Source organism: Tunturiibacter gelidiferens (genome assembly GCF_014201335.1).
Classification (GTDB): Bacteria; Acidobacteriota; Terriglobia; order Terriglobales; family Acidobacteriaceae; genus Edaphobacter; species Edaphobacter lichenicola_E.
On record NZ_JACHEB010000015.1, the window covers coordinates 41,906 to 59,403 of the forward strand.

Sequence of the window (17,498 nt, forward strand, 5' to 3'; positions counted from 1 at the left end):
CTTTTAGAATGAGCGGCTTGAAAAATGAATGGATATTCACTTGACGGACTGAATGGCCATTCAGTATGCTTCGCATCGTTCGGGTCATACTGCCCGCCGGAGCTTTTGACATGTCTTCCAGCACTCTTGAAGTAGCCACGCCGCAGAGTTCGGCAAAGCCCAACCAGATCAAGGATCACAGGCAGATCAGTAAGGTGGCCGTTCTCGGGGCGGGGACTATGGGGTCGCGCATCGCGGCGCACATTGCAAATGCCGGGTTGCCGGTGGTGCTGCTGGATATCGTTCCGCCGGGGACCGACGCGAGCGCGCCGAAGCAGGAGCGGAACAAGTTTGTTCTGGCGGCGATGGATGGATTGAAGAAGTCGAAGCCTGCGGCGTTCTATGCGGTGGAGAGCGCGCGGCTGATTACGATTGGCAACTTCGACGATGATCTTGCTTTGATTGCTGACTGCGACTGGATTATTGAGGTGGTTGCGGAGAATCTTGAGATCAAGCGGGCGTTGCTCGAGAAGGTGCAACAACATCGCCGCAAGGACTCGATCATTACGAGCAATACCAGTGGTCTTCCGATTCATAAGATTGTGGAAGGCATGCCGATGGAGCTGCGGAGACATTGGTTCGGCACACACTTCTTTAATCCGCCACGGTACATGCGGCTGCTTGAGGTGGTTCGGACGCCGGACACGGACCCGTCGGATATTGCGGCGGTGGAGCACTTCTGCGATCTGCGGTTGGGGAAGGCGATTGTTCATTCGCACGATACCCCGAACTTTATTGCGAACCGCATCGGGACGTTTTCGATGGGGAACGCGATTCGTCTGATGCAGGAGCAAGGGCTGACGATTGAAGAGGTTGATACGTTGACGGGTTCTGCGCTGGGGTGGCCGAAGACGGGGACGTTTCGGCTGGGCGATATGGTTGGCGTGGATGTGCTGGCGCATGTGGCTACGAATTTTTCCGCGCAGGCAGAAAAGATTAAGGATGAGCGCGCTGAAGTGAAGCTGGCGCCTTTTATCGGCACGATGCTCGAGAGGAAGTGGCTCGGGGATAAGACGAAGCAGGGGTTTTATAAGAAGGAAGGCAAGGACGCGGAGGGGCGCGACCTGCGGCATGTTCTTGACTGGCAGACGCTGGACTATAAGCCGAACATGCGGCCGAAGTTTCCTGCGATCGAGATGGCGAAGAATGTGGAGTCGACGCATGCTCGCATCGCGCAGCTGCTGCATGCAGATGTGACAAAGGATAAGGCGGCTGCGTTTTACTGGCCACTGCTGACGGAGCTGTTTACTTACAGTGCGAATCGCGTGCCGGAGATTGCGGACAATATTGTTGAGATCGATCAGGCGATGAAGACGGGCTTCAATTGGGAGCTTGGGCCGTTTGAGATGTTCGATGCTGCGGGTGTGAAGGCTACGACGGAGAAGATGCGGGTTGCCGGTGTGCCGATCTCTGCGAATGTTGAGAAGCTGTTGGCCTATGCGGAGAAGCATGGGGAGGCGAATCCTTCGTGGTACCAGGATGATGCTTCGGTGCCTTCGGGGCGGCTGTTCTTCGATCCGGTGAGTGGCGCGTATAAGCCGGTGGTGACTGCGGACGGCGTGACGTCGCTGGGGGTGATCAAGAAGGCGAATGGAGTTGTGAAGAAGAATCATGGCGCGTCGGTGATCGATTTGGGCGATGGTGTTGCGGGGATTGAGTTGCATTCGAAGATGAATGCGCTGGGCGATGACATCGTCAATTTGATTACGCAGACGCTGAAGCCAACGAGTGAGATTGTGGGCAACTTCGAGGCGTTTGTTATTACGGGGGACTCGGCGAACTTTTCGGTTGGCGCGAATTTGATGCAGCTGCTGCTCGGCGTGCAGGAAGAGGAGTGGGATGAGGTCGAGATGGCAGTGCGTGCGTTCCAGAATATGACGCAGGCGATCAAGTTCTGTCCGCGTCCTGTGGTGGTTGCGCCGTACGGGATGTGTCTGGGGGGCGGTGTTGAGATTGCGCTCCATGCGACGGCGCGACAGCCTCATTCGGAGCTGTATATGGGTTTGGTAGAGGCTGGTGTTGGTTTGATTCCGGGCGGCGGCGGTTGCAAGGAGATGACGATTCGGTCGGTGGAGGCGGGGTCGAGCATACGTCCTGATGCGCGCGGCGAGGGCGTGGGGATCTTTGAGGCGCTGAAGAAGAACTTTGAGACGATTGCGATGGCGAAGGTTTCGACCAGCGCGGCGGAGGCTCGGTCCATGGGATTCTTGAGGGCGTCCGACGGTCTCACGATGAATCGTGAACGCTTGCTGACGGATGCAAAGACGAAGGCTCGTGCGATTGCCGATGCTGGGTATAGTGCGCCTATTGTGCGCACCGATATTCCCGCGCCGGGGGAGAGCGTGCTGGCTACGTTGAAGCTGGCGGTGTGGACGATGCGGGAGGGGCAGTACATCTCCGATCATGACGCGAAGATTGCGAACTGGGTGGCATATGCTTTGTGTGGAGGAAAGGTCACGCCGGGTACACCGGTGACGGAGCAGTATCTCCTGGATCTGGAGCGTGAGGCGTTCCTCTCGTTGTGCGGGGAGAAGAAGACGCAGGAACGGATTGCGTTTACGTTGAAGACGGGGAAACCGCTGAGGAATTAGGATCTGTCGTTCGCGGGATAACGCAGGCAGGGATTGGGTTTCATTCACAGACTTCAGGAGCATCTCTGAAGGCAGAAGTCAGGAGTTAAGTGGTTATGAAAGAAGTCATCATTGCATCCGCTGTTCGCACCGCTGTTGGAAAGGCTCCTCGCGGCACGCTTCGCACGACTCGGCCGGACGACCTTGCTGCGTTTGCGATCTCGGGGGCGCTCGAGCGTATTCCTCAACTCGACAAGTCGGAGATTGAGGATGTGATTCTGGGCTGCGCCATGCCTGAGGCGGAACAGGGAATGAATGTTGCGCGGGTTGCGAGCTTCCGTGCTGGTTTGCCGATTACGGCTGCGGGGATGACGATCAACCGGTACTGCGCGTCGGGGTTGCAGTCGATTGCGCTGGCGGCTGATCGGATTCGTGGCGGGTCGGCGGACTGCATTGTGGCGGGCGGTACGGAGAGCATGTCGTATGTTCCGTTCGGCGGGAATAAGATTTCGGTGAATCCGTGGCTGGTAGAGAACTATCCGGGGTCTTACATGTCGATGGGACTGACTGCGGAGCGGGTTGCGAATCACTATGGGATCAGCCGCGAACAGATGGATCAGTTTTCGTATGAGAGCCATCAGAAGGCGCTGGCTGCGATTGCCAGTGGAAAGTTTGACGATGAGATTGTTCCGATTACGGTTACAAGCACTGTGCCGAATGGTAAGAAGGCCAAGACGACGGAGGCCACGTTCAAGCAGGATGAGGGCCCGCGTGCCGATACTTCGCTTGAGGCGCTGGCGAAGCTGAAACCGGTGTTTCATGCAAAGGGGACGGTGACGGCGGGTAACTCGAGCCAGACATCGGATGGGGCGGCGGCGGCGGTTGTGATGTCTGCGGAGCGTGCGGCTCAGTTGGGCATTAAGCCGATGGGGAAATTTATCGCGTTCGCTTATGCTGGCTGCGATCCGGAGGAGATGGGGATTGGGCCGATTCATGCGATTCCAAAGGTTTTGAAGATGGCTGGATTGTCGCTGGATGATATCGATCTGTTTGAGTTGAACGAGGCCTTTGCGGCGCAGTCGCTTGCGGTGCTGAAGGTGCTGGGGATTGATGCTGCGAAGGTGAATGTCAATGGCGGCGCGATTGCGCTGGGGCATCCGTTGGGTTGCACGGGGGCCAAGTTGACGGCGACGCTTCTGCGCGAGATGCCGCGGCGCAAGGCGAAGTATGGGATTGTGACCATGTGCGTTGGCGGAGGGATGGGTGCTGCGGGGATCTATGAGGCTGTGAATTAGAGTATGCGTCGATACTCCATGCCGGATCGAACAGCGCTGACGAAGTTGCGTCCGGCGGGTAGGAGTGACTGGCATCAAATTCGAGTGGTGATTGGGTACGTCGCGGTAATTGCAGTTGTTATTGCGGTTACGTTTTTTATCAAGCGCCTGCATCGAGAAGAGATTGAACAGAACTGGAAATGTGCGACGGCGACTATTGAAGACGTTCAGCCGAAGATGATTCAGTTCGTGAACAACGCGAAAGGCGGCGGAGTGGCTCTCTATGAGGTTTCGATTCTTGCGAAGTACGTCTCTGAGGGTAAGGCGCATGAGAGATGGATCATTGTGGAGCAGCCGCCGGTAACGTTGGCCGAAGCGGAACTGGAGACGTTTCGCTGGAAGGGTCAGCAGTGTGTTGTCCGATGGAACTCTCTGGGATCCGGCGAGATGATCGCTGAAGTGAGTTAGGTCTGCATTTTTGAACGTTCAGAATTCGTAGAAGGAGTAACACTATGGCAACGATGACTACACCTGAGCCGACTACCACTGCCCGCATCGCAGGTGGCAGCTTCCTGATCAGCGATCCGGCGCCCGCCGATTGTTTCTTTCCCGAGGACTTTACCGACGAGCATAAACAGATCGCGGAGACTACGGCGAACTTTGCTGTGAACGAGATTATGCCGGCGTCTGATTCGATTGAGGCGAAGGATTTCTCGGTGACAAAGCGGCTGCTGAAGGAGGCTGCAGAGCTGGGGCTAACGGCGATCGATATTCCTGAGGAGTATGGCGGGCTGGAGATGGATAAGGCCACTTCGGCCATTGTTGCTGAGAACATCTCGAAGCAGGCGAGTTTTTCTGTCGCGTTTTCGGCGCATACCGGCATTGGTACGCTGCCGCTGGTCTGGTACGGGAATGCCGAGCAGAAGAAGAAGTATCTGCCGAAGATTGCTTCGGGGGAGATCGTGTCGGCGTATGCGCTTTCGGAGTCGACGAGTGGCTCGGATGCGGTGAACGCGAAGACGAAGGCGGTGCTGTCGGCGGATGGGAAGACTTACACGCTGAACGGCGAGAAGATGTGGATCTCGAATGCAGGCTTTGCGGATCTGTTTACCGTGTTTGCGAAGTGCGCGATTCCGGATGGGCCGGATGCAGGGAAGGAAAAGCTGACGGCGTTTTTGATTGAGCGGGGGACCCCTGGCTTTACGCAAGGTAAAGAGGAGCACAAGCTTGGGATTCGCGGCAGCTCGACCTGCCCGTTGATTTTGACGGACTGTGTGATTCCGGCTGGGAATCTTCTGGGCGAGGTGGGGAAGGGCCATCATATCGCGTTCAATATTCTGAATGTGGGGCGGTATAAGTTGGGGAACGCTGCGATTGGCGGCGCTCGGATGGCGCTGAATAATGGGATTCGGTATGCGATCGATCGTAAGGCGTTCGGGAAGTCAATCTCGGAGTTTGGGTTGATTCAGGAGAAGATTGCGAACTGCGCGGCCGGAATTTTTGTGGGTGGCGCGGTGTGTTATCGCACGGTGGGGCTGATCGATAAGGCTCTGGCCGGCGTGGACAAGAACGATACGAAGGAGATTCAGAAACGGATCGAGGACTATGCGGTGGAGTGCTCGATCGTAAAGGTGTGGGCGAGCGAGATGCTGGATATGGTGGTCGATGAGACGCTGCAGATCTTCGCTGGTTACGGTTATGTCGAAGAGTTTCCTGCGGAGCGCGCTTACCGCGATGCGCGAATCAATCGGATCTTCGAGGGGACGAATGAGATCAACCGATTGATTATTACCGGCTGGTTGATGAAGTCGGCGATGAGCGGCAAGCTGGCGCTGATGCCGGCGATCAAGAAGTTGATGGACGAGGTGATGTCGGGGCCTAGCGAGAAGATAGAACGCGAAGGACCGCTGGGTGACGAGCGCAACCTGCTGGCGAATGCGAAGAAGGTGACGTTGTTTGTTGCGGGTGCTGCGACGCAGAAGTACATGACGCAGATCGCGGACGAGCAGGAGGTGATGGGGGCGATCTCGGACATGATCATCGAGGTCTTCGCGATGGAGAGTGCGATTCTGCGAGCAGAGAAGATTGCGGCCAGGCAGTCTGGGGACGCGACCGATGTCTATGTTGCGATGGCGCGGATCTATGCAGATAAGGCTATGGCTGTGATTGAGCTGGCGGCGCGGAAGGTGATTGCGGCGGTGGCGGAGGGAGATATGCTGCGGACTCAGCTTACGATCCTGCGGCGGCTCTCGAAACACGATTCGGCGGATACGATCAAGCTCCGACGGCAGGTGGCTCAGTATGTCCTGAAAGCCGGGAAGTACAGCATTTAGGCGTCGCTTGATTCGAATTGAAGGCCAGTCGATGAGTTTTTCCGACTGGTCTTTTTTCGTTTCCGCTCGAGACGATAGCCGGGGAAAGGGATTGGGGCGGATAGGCAGGCCCAGTTTCGGCTTATCTTCCTGAAATGGCACAATCAGATAGGCGAAATAATCTCTTTACATTTGTAGGCGCAACATTTGGATTTATCGTCTGTCTAAGCATGTACCTCGGTCCCTGTCTCAGGGCCGTAGGCGATTCGAACTTAGTGTGTGTATCAGCAGGCCACTCCGTAACCCGGTAATAAGGTAGAAGAATATCCATGCGCAGCCGCCGTCTCTCTCATCTGATCGCCCCTATTGCCTTCGTTGCCGCTACGTTTGTTCCCTCTGCTCATGCTGTTGTTCAGAACCGGATTGCTGGTTCGGTCAACAGCGGGGCTCGCACTCCTTTGACCGGTACGATTACGGGGCGGGCGAAACGCGCTGCCGATCTTGGCGTCGCCCCGGCGGGCAAGAGACTGGAGATGTCGTTGCGGTTCAGCATGACTGTGGCGCAGGAGGCGGATCTGACCCAGCTTTTGGCCGATCAGCTAAATCCAGCCTCTGCGAGCTATCATCAATGGCTGACACCGGAGCAGTTTGGTGCCCGCTTCGGCCTCAGCAGCGCCGATCTAGCGAAGGTCTCGGGGTGGCTTACCAGCCAGGGCTTTACGATTACGGGAACTGCGCGCAGCTCCAACTACATCAGCTTTAGCGGGACGGCGGCACAGGCGCAGGTGGCCTTCGGCACATCCATACATAGTCTCACTGTAGACGGCGAGCAGCATGTTTCGAATATGACGGATCCAACTCTTCCGGCGGCCGTTGCGGGTGTTGTAAACGCGATCACCGGATTGAACGATTTCAGGCCGAAGCCGAAGTTGCGCGCGCGGAACTCTTCTCCTATCGATCCCTCTCAGCCGTTGTACACGCAGACGATCAGTGGTGTTACCAGCCACTACATCTCGCCGGCTGATCTTTACACGATCTACGACTTTCCTCCGACATCGGCAGGCCTTACGGGTTCCGGGGTCGGCCAGTGCGGGTCGAAGCCTTCCGGTACGGTGTGCGGAGACATCGCGGTACTCGGACAGACCGACTTCAACGAGGCGAATACTCTGCCGGACAGCGATGTTACACAGTTCCGCACGGCGGCGGGGCTTCCCGCGATCAATTTGAAGTTGCAGTTGGCCAAGACCGATCCCGGCTTTTCGACGCCGACAAATCCAGATGTGGATGAGGCGCATATCGATGTCGAGTGGTCCGGAACCGCTGCTCCCGGGGCTGCAATTTTGTATATCTACGATGCGGATATCTTCAACGCTGCGCTTGGATATGCGGTTACTAACAAGGTAGCTCCTATTATTACGATCTCCTACGGTGGATGCGAGAGCGGTTTGGGATCGGCGCTGGTGAGCAGCCTGAACATGCTGCTTGAGGAGGCAAACGCTCAGGGCCAGACGGTCATCAGTTCGTCCGGTGATTCTGGTGCGACGGACTGCGACTTGACCGGCCTCGCCACCGAGGGGCTCAACGTCGACTTTCCGAGCAGCTCACCCTATGCCACGTCCGCTGGTGGGACGATGTTCAGTGGCGACGTAAACACGCCGGCCACCTATTGGAGCAGCGCGAATGGGACGACTGGCGGGTCGGCCATCAAATATATTCCTGAGGTGCCATGGAATGAGACCACTGCTTCTGCGGGCCTCACTCCAGGTGGTACCGGGGGCGGTGCAGGCGGCGGCGGCGCCAGTGCCGTCTTTTCTAAGCCCTTCTGGCAGACAGGCACAGGCGTCCCCAACGACTCATCGAGGGATGTTCCCGATATCTCGCTGAACGCCGCGGCGATGCATGATGGCTATCTGGTCTGCAGCTCGGGGGATGGCCTGGGGGGGGTGGGACCCTGCACCAACGGTTTTCTTTCCTCCAACGGTCAACCCAACGTGTTCGGAGGTACCTCCTTTGTGGCGCCAACGTTTGCGGGGATCCTGGCGCTGGTGGAACAAAAGCTGGGGACAGGTGGGCTTGGCAATATCGGACCTACGCTTTATGGCTTCCTCAATGGTCCAACTTACGGCAGCGTCTTTCACGACATCACTTCTGGCAATAATTCTGTTCCTTGTACTCAGGGAACGTCGAACTGTCCAAATGGCGGGTCGATCGGTTATACGGCGGGAACTGGCTACGATCAGGCTTCTGGTCTTGGCAGTTTCGACGTCAATCAACTGGTCACGGGCTGGGCCGGGGTGGTACCGGTTGGCACAGGGGGTGGGGGCGTTGGGGCAAACATAAGCAAGACGGCGCTTACTGTGACGTCTGCCACTGGCAGTTCGGTTTGTTCGGTCTCCTCCGGTAGCCTTGCGCTGAGTGTGGCAGTGACGGGCACTGCCTCGGGTCCGACGCCGACCGGAACTGTTCAGTTCTTTGTCGATAATGTAGCGGTTGGGAGCAGTACAACAACGCTGGCGAATGGCGCTGCGACCTACAGTCTTGTCACGTCTGCCCTTTCATCGGGCGGACACGTCATCAGTGCGAGTTATTCCGGCGATGGCAACTATACGGGTTCGAAGGGTACGCTTCTTGCCCCGGTCAGTCTCAGCGGAGTCGTCTATCAGGATGGAACTCCGTTCACGATCTATCCAAACGGCGCGATTGCGTCGGTTGATGTCGTCTCCAGTAAGACCCCGGACTTCTCCATTTCGGCTCCTACTTGTGGCGCGAATGTGACGGTGCAGGGTGGCGCTACTGCTGCTGGCCAGACGTTTACGATTACGCCGTTCAACGGGTTTACGGGTCCGGTCAACCTAACTGTCACCAACCCCGATGGAATGGCCGCTACGACCACCTTCTCGGTGTCGCCGATAAATATCACTACCTCGGCAGGTGTTACCACTTCGTTTGTCGTCACGGCTTCTGAGCCGACAGCAACTGCGAAATCAATCGCACCTGGGTTCGGGCCCACTCGCCGGGGTGGTTCAGGCAAGATGCCCTGGTATGCCGCCGGCTCGGGTGCTACGCTTGCCGGCTTGTGTCTCCTTATGCTGCCGCGTCGGCGTCGTTTGAGCGCGCTGCTAGTCGCTCTTCTTTCTATCTCTGCTCTTACTGCGGTTGGGTGTGGAGGAAGCAGTTCGAATTCTGGCGGGAGCGGTGGTGGCGGCGGAGGAGGAACTACTCCGGGGATGACAAATTCGGCTCCGGGCACCTATACGTTCACTATTACAGCCATAAGTGGCAGTTTGGTGCATAGCGTGCAGATCTCTTACACCGTACCGCAGTAAGAAGATGGGATCTTCGAGGCCGCGCTCTGTGGAGCGCGGCTTTTCCTTTAATGGAACTGCTCTCCAAGATATGCAAATCTCCTTGACGATGTTTCTTGACCCTCGATAGAGGGCAGGAAAGAATCGTGCCTGGAAGTCATTGTTTCAATTTATCTGCTAAGAATTTTCTGCCTTTCTAGCAGCAGGAAACGAACGAATGATTCGTATGATCGGAAAGCTGCTGCTTTTCCTTCCGGCGATTGCGCTGCCGCTTGGACCTTCTGCGTGGAGTTTTGCGCAGTCCTCGCTTTCTCCAAGGTCGAGGATTTTGCAGGCCGTTGATGATGGCCGCCGCGTCACGCTTGTTGGAAATACCCACCCGCTGGCGCGCGCCGAGTTTGATCAGGGCGCGATGGCCGATGCTGCTCCTCTTCGCCGCATGGTTCTGGTTCTCGGGCGCGGTCCTGAGGAGGAGGCAGAGCTGCGGCGATTGATCGACCAGCAGCAGGATAAGAGCTCCTCTACGTATCATCAGTGGCTCACCCCTGAGAGCTTCGGCGATACGTTTGGTCCGTCGGACCACGATCTCGAGTCCGTCACCGCGTGGCTTTCGTCACATGGCTTCGAGGACATCCGAGTGAACTCCGGTCGCACGTTAATTGAATTCAGCGGAACCGCGGGAACGGTACGCTCGACGTTTCGCACCAACATGCATCGGTATATTGTTCAGGGCAAGGAGCACTTCGCCAATGATTCCGATCCGCAGATTCCGGTTGCGCTCGAACCGATAGTGGCAGGCGTTGCCTCGCTGAACAGCTTTGCCCGGAAGCCTGCGAGCCACAGAGTTGGCAGTTTTCGGCACGATGCCGCTACGAATTTAACGACTCGACTTCCAGAAAAGACCGCTAGCAAGGTGCAGCCGGCCTTCACCATCAATAGCGGAGGCAACTCCATCTATGGCGTGACCCCGTATGATTTCGCAACAATCTACAACGTGCTGCCGCTGTGGAACGCGAGCACACCCATCGACGGCATCGGCCAGACGATTGCTGTTGTCGGCCAGACCGATATCAATCCTGCAGACTTCGTTAACTTTCGTAAGCTCTTCAACCTGCCGGTGGGCAATACTGCCACGCCGACTGGAACCGAATACCTAAACATCATCTATAACGGTCCTAACCCCGGCGTTACTGCGGACGAAGGAGAAGCAGATATCGACACACAATGGTCGGCTGCTATCGCAAAGGGAGCGACCATCGATTATGTGGTTTCGGAAGGGACTGAGACTACCCAAGGCACCGATCTCTCGGCTATGTATATCGTCGACAACAATCTTGCTCCTGTGATGAGCTATAGCTACGGACAGTGCGAGCTCTTTCTTGGCACGTCTGGTAACGCGTTCTATAAAGCGCTTTGGCAGCAGGCTGCGGCACAAGGTATTTCGGTTCTGGTGGCCAGTGGAGACACCGGGGCAGCGGGTTGCGATATTGCGGATGATACCGGTGCGAGCTATGGACTTGGCGTCAACGGACTTGGCAGCACGCCGTATAACATCTCCGTCGGCGGGACTGACTTTTATACGCCCCAAGGCGGAGCTGCGTTCTGGAACATCGCAAACAGTTCAACGACCCAGGCTTCAGCGAAGGGCTATATCCCAGAGGCTCCGTGGAACGAGAGCTGCACCAATACGGTCTTTGCGACCTCTCGTGTTTTCTCCGGACAGGTAACCGAACAGATTTGTAATAGCGGCATCGCTTTTGCGGATGGTCTTCTTTCGGTTGTTGGGGGCGGGGGAGGGGGCAGCTCGTGTATTCAGTCCGATGGATCTTCGCCTTCGAGTTGTAAGAGAAGCTACGGCAAACCCTCCTGGCAGACAGGCGCTGGAGTGCCTTCCGATGGAGTTCGCGATATGCCCGACGTCTCTCTGTTTGCTGGAGCAGGTTTCTTTGGCGCGTTCTACGTCGTCTGTCAGCAGAGCACGAATACGGACGGCAAGCCCTGCAACGATGCTGCTCCGACCTATGACTTTGCGGGATATGGAGGCACTTCGGTAGCTGCGCCTGCATTTGCGGGCATACTCTCCCTGATCAATCAGAAGACCGGCAGCCGTCAAGGGAACGCTAATTATGTTCTCTACAACCTTGCGAGCCAACAGCAAAAAGCTGGTACAGCTTGTAGCGCAATCTCAGGAGCTCCGGCTGCTGGTTGTGTCTTCAACGACATAACTACTGACACGATCGCGATGCCGTGCCTTAAGGGCAGTCCCAACTGCACTGTGAATGGCGCTGCCGATAAATATGGCGTGCTCTCCGGCTACAACAGTGGTGCAGGGTACGATCTCACCACAGGCCTGGGCAGCGTCAATGCCGCGAACCTTGTCAACAGCTGGACAAATGCTAATTTCACGGCGAGTTCGACGACGCTCCGACTCTCGTCATCGGCGATCTCACATGGTAGCCCTATAGCGGCGAGCGTTATCGTAACCTCAGCTGCAGGCAACCCGACCGGCAACGTTTCGATCAATGCCCTCGCGTCGAATGGTTCTGTCCAGACGGGGACTCTCCAGAATGGAAGCTATAACGCACAGCTCAGTAGCTTTCCTGGTGGCTCTTATTCAGTTCAGGCGCATTACAGCGGTGACGGAGTCTACGCGTCGAGCGATTCCAATGCCGTTGCGCTAACCGTGAACCCAGAGGCGAGCACGACGAGTTTGACGCCTCTTCTTTACAGTCCGGCCGACGGCGCCGTCGTGCCAGTTCCGTCTGGTTCTACATACCCTTACGGCGGCTTTTTTCTTTTTCGTGTCGATGTTGCGGGGGCCTCTGGACAGGGACTGGCCACGGGTAACGTCACGCTTGCTGATTCAGGCTTTGCCCTCGATGGAGGCACGTTTCGACTCAACTCCGCCTCGAATACTGAGGATCAGAGCCGCTCACTGGCCCCGGGTGTGCATGTGCTCGCCACGACTTACTCCGGCGATGCAAGCTTTAATTCGAGCCAATCGGCCCCGTTCACTTTCACGATCGTAAAAGCGCCGACTAGTAGCGTGCTTCAATCGAGCACAGGCTTGGTGTCGGCGGCGGCAACGATTACACTCACGGCTCGGATCAACGCACTTGGCTTTGCTGCGAACGGACTTGGAGGTTTTGGCGTTGCCGCTCCCAGCGGTACAGTTACCTTCGCGTCAGGTGGGACTTCCCTTGGCAGCGCGTCTGTCACACAGAATGCTTATCCTGCGTTCACCACGGACTATGGGTTGGTGAGTTTCACTTTTCCAGCCAGTCAACTCTCGATTGGTAACGACACAATTACTGCCAGCTATTCAGGGGATGCGAACTATCAACCATCCACTTTCCCGCCCGTTAGTGTATATGTCACCAGTTCAGCTCTTGGCATGAGCGCTACGACACTGAGCTTATCGAACTCGAGCGTGGCGGAGGGGGATTCGTATAGCTTCACCGCCGCGGTTTCCCCCAACAACCCGCTGCCTACTGGCACGGTTGTGTTTCTCAGCGATGGTCAAGCTATCAGCAAGCCGATGCCGCTCTCCTCTGGGGTGGTGAGCGTTTCTAGCCAACTTGTGAGGATCGCACCAAGTGTTCACTTGATCTCGGCGCTTTACTCTGGCGACGCCATGTACCAAGCGTCCGTTTCATCACCTACTCCCTTCACGCTTGGTGCGGCGACTGTGCCGAGCATCGCAACGATCACCGTGTCGCCCGCTGCTGTTGATAGAGGAACTGGCGCGACTGTCACGACTACCATCTCGCCGGTGTCTCCTGTTCCCAGCGGAACGGCGCAACTGCTGCTTGACGGCAATCTCTATGGCCGCCCCGTTCCCTTGACCGGTGCTTCGACTACTCTTCCTCTGCTTACGAATACGCTTCAGTCCGGGACTCACGCCCTTCAAGTCAATTACTCAGGCGACCGTAATCATCTAGCCAGCACATCGCCAGCCGCCACGCTTACCCTTCTCGATCCAGTCGGCGGCTTTACTCTGTCCTCGTCGTCGACGTCGATCACCATGGCGCAGGGGAGGAACTCGAGCGCCGTCACGCTGACTGTCGCGCCCGCTGGGGGCTTTCACTCGATCATAACGTTTGCCTGCACTGGAGGGCTTCCTTCGGGAGCAATGTGTCTCTTCACTCCAGCTTCGATTGCGCCCACTGATTCCGTCGTCGGAACTACGGTCCTCACAATCTCGTCGATTGCTCTGGCCGGCCGCTCCGCGGAGCCGCCAATCTCTCACGGCCTCATGCCAGTTTTGGGGGCAGTCTGCGCGGGGATGATTGCATTCATGCTGCCTGGATGGAATACGCATCGCTGGCGCTCATTGAATTTGCTGGTCGTGCTCTTCATGTTGGGTCTCATGAGTGGCTGCGGTAGCGGTGGAGTCGCTCCCAACGCTGCGAATTCTCTCTCGGCTGGAAGTTATGCAGTGATCGTGAGAGCGTCCGGCGGTTCGACCATCCAGACGGCGACCATCAACATCACAATTCAATAGCGAATGCGTTTCGGATTCGTAAAGTATTTAGTGGACCGCAGCCTTCTCGTGTTTCACAGCTTCAGGAACTTTTTCGTTTGGAACCTTTTCGTCCGCGCCCTCGGCGATTCGCATCAGGTAGTCTTGAGCGCTGAATTGAGTTCCATTCTTTGATGCTCGCTCATATTCGCCATCCGGCTGTAGTATTCGGGCCTTCGTGTTGTCCGCCAGGTAGGCCGCAAGAATCTCTTCGCGCAACCGCTTGTGTTGGTCCGGCTGAGTGATTGGAAACACCACCTCGCATCGCTCAATCAGATTTCGCGGCATCCAGTCGGCGCTTCCGCAGTACACCTCTTCCTTGCCTCCGTTTGCGAAGGAGAAAATACGGCTGTGCTCGAGGAAGCGACCTACGATGCTTCGTACTCGGATTCTTTCGCTGACGCCCTTGAGCCCAGGACGCAGGGAACACATGCCGCGGACAATCAGATCGATCTCGACGCCAGCTTTCGAAGCTGCGTATAAGGCCTCTATGGTTCGCCGATCCAACAGGCCGTTCATCTTGGCGATGATCGATGCTGGACGACCTGCCTTGGCGTGAGCAGCCTCTCTTTCGATCAGTGCAACGAGGCTATCGGCGAGCGTCAGCGGCGCGACCAGCAGCGGCTTGTAGGATTCTGCTTCGGTTTCGGCAGTCAGGTAGTTGAAGACCTTCTGCACCTCTTCGGTTACTTCCGGCTTAGAGGTCAGGAGGCTGATGTCAGTGTAAAAGCGAGCTGTGACAGGATTGTAGTTTCCTGTCCCCAGGTGAGCGTACCGTCGTACGACGCCATCGGGATCGCGCCGTACCAACAGCGAAAGTTTGCAATGCGTCTTCAGCCCAAAGATGCCATGAAAAACGCCGACGCCCGCGTCCTCAAGCTCTCGCGCCCACCGGATGTTTGAGTCTTCATCGAAGCGCGCCATCAGCTCGACTACGACGGTCACCTCTTTACTCTGTCCGGCCTCAGTCAACGCTGTGAAGATTGGAGAGTCTTTGCTCGTGCGATAAAGCGTCTGCTTCATCGAGATGACGCTGGAATCCTTCGCTCCGGCCTCGATAAACTCCTCGACTGCCTTGTACGAGTCGAAGGGATGGTGCAACATCACGTCTCGCTTTCGCAGCTCGTCAAAGATGTCGGTGGACTTTGCACTCAACTTGAACTCTTTCGCAACGAAGGCTGGATATTTCAGTTGCGGCCGCTTCACCTCAGAGTAAAGATTCATGAGACGCGATAGATTCACAGGCCCATCGGTTCTGAAAACCTGTTCAGGCTCAAGTTCGAAGTTGATACGCAGCCGCTCAACAATCTCTTCGGTTGCCGTGCTTTCAATCTCCATTCGAACCGCGTCGCCCTTACGCCGGTTATGTAACTCAGCGCGAACACTTTCGAGAACCGAGCGGGACTCTTCCTCCTGCATGTAGAGATTGCTGTTGCGGGTGACGCGGAATGCGGATCGAGACAACACCTCATACCCTCGGAACATCCGCTCGACCTGAGATTCAACCAGCTCGTGCAGCAGAATGAAGTCGCAGCTGCCCTCTGGGGATTTCAGTGAAACCAGACGCGGCAGCGCGCGAGGTACGGTCACCACGCCAAGGGCAGTAGGCGCCTTGATGCCTCGACGCTTGTGTCGCAGCAGGAGGCCGATGCAGAGCGCTTTATTCAGCACGCGTGGAAATGGGTGGGAGGGATCGATGGTCACGGGGGTTAGGAGGGGATCAACCTCATCCTCATAAAATTCCAGAGCCTGCTTTCGTGCCGCATCGCTGAGTTGACCCCATCTCAAAATGCGAATCTTGGTTGCTTCCATCGCCGGGAGTAACTGCTCATTTAAACACTTATATTGGGCCTCTACGAACTTATGAATTCTGACCATCAACCCATCGAGCCGCTCCTGTGGGGTGAAACCACCCTCGTCCGGTGGTTGCGCGAGATTGTAACCATCTTCGATCCGCTGCAAGAAACCGGCGACCCTGATCTCTACAAACTCGTCCAGGTTGCTGGCCGTGATTGCCAAAAACTTGACCCGCTCCAGCAGGGGGTTGCTCTCGTCCTGCGCCTCCTCGAGTACCCGCTGGTTGAACCGCATCCAGGACTCGTCGCGGCTGAAAAAGAGAGTCTCGACCGCCTTTTCGGCAGCCTTTTTGGGGCTGGTAGAGTTTCCGGCAGTTCGCTTGGTGGCAGTCATAGAGGTCTAAAAGATTACCTTACCTGCGTGAATCCAATGTATGAAGAACCGAGAAATTTAGGGGACCTCCCTCGATAGCCCCGCACGGAGCCTTCTCTAAACAATTTAGACAAATTCCACCTCTTCATAAAATATTTGTCCGGGTCATCCGTCTACACCTGTAGATGAGCGAAATTCCGAGCAATTGGACTATTACTGAGCAGGATCGACTCATCTCGCAGGCGGTGGAGAGAGACCAGCCCCGACTGCGTAGTTTCATACGGAAGCACGTCGCTGACACCGGAGAAGCGGAAGATGTCCTTCAGGATGTCTTCTACGAACTTCTTGAGGCCTACCGGCTGATGAAGCCCGTCGAGCATGTGACGGCGTGGCTTTTTCGAGTGGCACGCAATCGTATGACCGATCTTTTCCGCAGAAAGAAGCCGACTTCGCTCAGCAATCCGGTATCGGTCGAAGGAGATGGTGACACGCTCGAAGACCTGCTTCCTTCCGCAGATGCGGGACCGGAAGCAGTCTACGCGAGGAGTCTACTGCTCGACGCGTTGGAGGATGCTCTTGAGGAGCTACCTCAGGCCCAGCGTGAAGTCTTCGTTGCCCACGAGTTGATGGGGCAGAGCTTCAAAGAGATGTCTGCCGAAACTGGGATCAGTGTGAACACGCTGCTTTCACGAAAGCATTATGCCGTCACGTATCTGCGCCAGAGATTGCAGTTGATCTACGAAGATTTTGAGAAGAAATGAGGAGCAATAAATGGGTTACCATCCTGCATTCAAAGCAGTGAAGATCGCACTCTTCGCTTTAGTTGCCAGCGTCGTGCTTGGCTTCCTCGTCAAGAGTCTGTGGAATGCTCTTATGCCGCCGATTTTTGGGTGGCACATGATCACCTTCTGGCAGGGACTAGGTTTGTTTGTGCTGAGCAAGATTCTCTTCGGCGGCTTTCATCGTCATGGCGGAAGAGGCGGCAATCGGTGGCGACAGCGCATGAAAGAACGTTGGGAGCAGATGACACCGGAGGAGCGCGAGAAGTTTCGCAAAGGCATGCGTTGCGGGCGTAGTCCATTCGCGCCGTCCGCGGAGTCACAGATATGAATGAGATCAATTCACAACGGGTAGATGGAGAAGAGAGGGCGGCCGGCGTGCCTGGCAGTTCCTCGTCGATTCATAGCAGACAACCGGCGGCTAGCCCCATGGAGCGCCTTGGAGAGCTTGAGATGGAGAACGCTCGTCTTCACCGGTTGGTCGCGGAGCTCCTGATCAAGAATCAGCAACTCCGCAAACCACACTAA

At 56.4% G+C, this 17,498-nt stretch carries 10 protein-coding genes; 9 read left to right on the forward strand and 1 reads right to left on the reverse strand.

The window, feature by feature from the left end:
- The first annotated feature begins 110 nt into the window (after positions 1 to 110).
- The 6 genes from HDF14_RS23935 to HDF14_RS23960 all read left to right on the forward strand — a co-directional run bounded on the left by HDF14_RS23935 (position 111) and on the right by HDF14_RS23960 (position 14,004).
- Positions 111 to 2,630, forward strand: coding sequence for a 3-hydroxyacyl-CoA dehydrogenase/enoyl-CoA hydratase family protein (locus tag HDF14_RS23935; RefSeq protein WP_183981282.1), 2,520 nt, complete (start codon positions 111 to 113; stop codon positions 2,628 to 2,630).
- Positions 2,631 to 2,725: 95 nt separating this feature from the next.
- Complete coding sequence (locus HDF14_RS23940; RefSeq protein WP_183981283.1) at positions 2,726 to 3,904, forward strand: thiolase family protein; 1,179 nt, start codon at positions 2,726 to 2,728, stop codon at positions 3,902 to 3,904.
- A gap of 18 nt (positions 3,905 to 3,922) precedes the next feature.
- Complete coding sequence (locus HDF14_RS23945; protein ID WP_183981284.1) at positions 3,923 to 4,351, forward strand: hypothetical protein; 429 nt, start codon at positions 3,923 to 3,925, stop codon at positions 4,349 to 4,351.
- 44 nt (positions 4,352 to 4,395) lie between these two features.
- Positions 4,396 to 6,216 (forward strand): acyl-CoA dehydrogenase family protein, encoded by a 1,821-nt coding sequence (locus tag HDF14_RS23950; RefSeq protein ID WP_183981285.1) that lies wholly within the window; start codon positions 4,396 to 4,398, stop codon positions 6,214 to 6,216.
- A 308-nt stretch (positions 6,217 to 6,524) separates the two neighbouring features.
- Positions 6,525 to 9,521 (forward strand): protease pro-enzyme activation domain-containing protein, encoded by a 2,997-nt coding sequence (locus HDF14_RS23955; RefSeq protein WP_183981286.1) that lies wholly within the window; start codon positions 6,525 to 6,527, stop codon positions 9,519 to 9,521.
- 196 nt (positions 9,522 to 9,717) lie between these two features.
- On the forward strand, positions 9,718 to 14,004 hold the full coding sequence (locus tag HDF14_RS23960) for an Ig-like domain repeat protein (RefSeq protein ID WP_183981287.1): 4,287 nt from the start codon (positions 9,718 to 9,720) through the stop codon (positions 14,002 to 14,004).
- Between the two features lie 27 nt (positions 14,005 to 14,031).
- Here the strand turns inward: HDF14_RS23960 and ppk1 are convergent, their stop codons facing one another.
- Positions 14,032 to 16,212, reverse strand: a complete 2,181-nt coding sequence (ppk1, locus tag HDF14_RS23965; RefSeq protein ID WP_183981288.1) for a polyphosphate kinase 1 — start codon at positions 16,210 to 16,212, stop codon at positions 14,032 to 14,034.
- Between the two features lie 164 nt (positions 16,213 to 16,376).
- On the opposite strand from ppk1, the gene HDF14_RS23970 reads away from it, so the two are divergent.
- The 3 genes from HDF14_RS23970 to HDF14_RS23980 are packed head-to-tail and all read left to right on the forward strand — an operon-like array spanning position 16,377 to position 17,498.
- Positions 16,377 to 16,952 (forward strand): RNA polymerase sigma factor, encoded by a 576-nt coding sequence (locus HDF14_RS23970; protein WP_183981289.1) that lies wholly within the window; start codon positions 16,377 to 16,379, stop codon positions 16,950 to 16,952.
- Positions 16,953 to 16,962: 10 nt separating this feature from the next.
- Positions 16,963 to 17,301, forward strand: a complete 339-nt coding sequence (locus HDF14_RS23975; protein WP_183981290.1) for a hypothetical protein — start codon at positions 16,963 to 16,965, stop codon at positions 17,299 to 17,301.
- Positions 17,298 to 17,498: a hypothetical protein gene (locus HDF14_RS23980; protein ID WP_183981291.1), complete on the forward strand. Its 201-nt coding sequence runs from the start codon at positions 17,298 to 17,300 to the stop codon at positions 17,496 to 17,498. Before HDF14_RS23975 ends, HDF14_RS23980 begins: the two co-directional genes overlap by 4 nt.